Here is a 1,949-nt window from a genome sequence, read left to right on the forward strand (position 1 = left end):
TGCTGCCTGAGGGTGGTGCTGCCTGAGGGTGGTGCTGCCTGAGGGTGGTGCTGCCAGAGAGGGGCGCTGCCAGAGAGGGGCGCTGCCTGAGGGTGGTGCTGCCAGAGAGGGGCGCTGCCTGAGAGGGGCGCTGACTGAGGCGGGCGTCGGCTGAACGGGGTGCCGATCTGCCGCTATGCCTGCGCGCTCGGACAAGCCCGGTGCGCCCCCGGGCATGGGGTGGGGCATCCGTGGCAAGAATCACCCTTGCGCTCTTTTTCCACACCTGTAGACTAACCAGCGCGACACATCGAGGTGACGCCGGATCCGGCTACCGGCCAGCGGCACTCCGAGCCTTCTTCACCACCCTTGCACCCGAGAGAAGGAACCATGAAACGAATGCCCCTCGCGCTCGCCGCAGCCGTGGCCGCGACCCTCGCGCTCACCAGCTGCAGCGGCGGCGCAACGCCCTCCCCGTCCGACGGCAGCGCTGCCGAAGGCCCCAACGCCCTGAACATCGGCAACTTCCTCGACATCACGTCGTGGGATCCCTCCCTCGCCGACATCGGCTTCGACGGTCCGTACCTCTCCGCGGTCTACGACGCCCTGATCGCCCTCGACGCCGACGGCGAACCGATCCCGTCGCTGGCCACAGACTGGACGGTCGCCGACGACGACCTGAGCATCGACCTCGACATCCGCACCGACGCCGTGTTCAGCGACGGCACCCCGGTCGACGTCGACGCCGTCATCACCAGCCTCGAGTACCTGAAGGCGGGAGCGCGCTCCGGGGAGGCCTACGTCAACGTCGCCTCGTTCGAGAAGGTCGACGACGACACCGTGCGCATCGTGCTCACACAGCGCGATGACACGATCCTCTACTTCATGGGCCTCGGCCGCAGCTACGTGGCCTCGCCCGCGGCCATCGAGGCGGGAACACTCGGCAGCGAGCCGATCGGCTCCGGCCCGTACGTCCTCGACAGCGCCACGAGCGTCGCCGGTGCGGAGTACCACTTCACCAAGACCGCCGACTACTGGGATGCCGAGACCTATCCGTTCTCCGAGCTCGCGATCTACCCGATCACCGACGCCACCGCCCGACACAACGCGATGCTCAGCGGCCAGATCAACGTGCAGTACGGCGACGTCGCCAACCTCGAGCAGGCGAAGCAGCAGGGCTGGAACACCGCGGAGCGCGTCTCCGGCTGGGCCGGACTCGTCATCACCGACCACACCGGCGCGAAGAGCGAGCCCCTCGGCAAGCTCGAGGTGCGCCAGGCCCTGAACTACGCCTTCGACGGCGCCGCGATCCTGGCCGCCGTCGGCAGCGGTGCCGGCGTCGCCACGAACCAGGTGTTCCCCGACGGCGGCACGGTCAACGACCCCGCCCTCAACAAGACCTACGCCTACAACATGGACAAGGCCAAGAAGCTGCTCGCCGACGCCGGCTACCCCGACGGGTTCGCGATCTCGATGCCCATGTCGCCGATCTTCGAGATGTGGAAGCCCTCCGCGGAGCAGGCGCTCAACGAGCTGGGTGTCACGGTCACCTGGGACAACATGCAGATGCCCGACTACCAGCTGAACGCGCCGAACTACCCGATGTTCATCTCGTTCCTCGCGATGGACGGCAACGACGTCGCGACGGTGGCCCGTCAGGTCACCAGCGTGCAGTGGTTCAACCCCGAACCCGACTATGCCCAGAACGAGGTCATCGCCCCGCTCGTCGACAAGGTGCAGAAGGAACGCGGCGACGCGCAGACCGACGCCGTCAAGGAGCTCAACAAGGCCCTCGTCGATCAGGCGTGGTGGTCGGTCTGGTACCAGGCCAACAACATCTACTACACGGCACCCGGCATCCAGCTGCAGCCCGTCGTCGGGATGATGTTCCCCACCCTGCGCTACATCACCCAGGGCTGATGCCCTCCGGGGGCGGCCACGACACGGCCGCCCCCGGGTCCTGCCCCCTC

At 67.7% G+C, this 1,949-nt stretch carries 1 protein-coding gene; it reads left to right on the top strand.

Annotated elements, in window-relative coordinates:
- The first annotated feature begins 369 nt into the window (after window positions 1-369).
- The gene (locus tag AX744_RS14040; protein ID WP_231728824.1) at window positions 370-1,899 is read left to right on the top strand and encodes an ABC transporter substrate-binding protein; all 1,530 of its coding nucleotides are present in this window, start codon (window positions 370-372) and stop codon (window positions 1,897-1,899) included.
- Window positions 1,900-1,949 lie beyond the last annotated feature (50 nt).

The sequence above is a fragment of the Microbacterium sp. CCH5-D1 genome (assembly GCF_001557335.1).
In the GTDB taxonomy this organism is placed as follows: domain Bacteria; phylum Actinomycetota; class Actinomycetes; order Actinomycetales; family Microbacteriaceae; genus Microbacterium; species Microbacterium oxydans.

Bases quoted from the DNA above. Each gene is read 5' to 3' on its own strand.
- AX744_RS14040 (WP_231728824.1), top strand. From the start codon at position 370: ATGAAACGAATGCCCCTCGCGCTCGCCGCAGCCGTGGCCGCGACCCTC.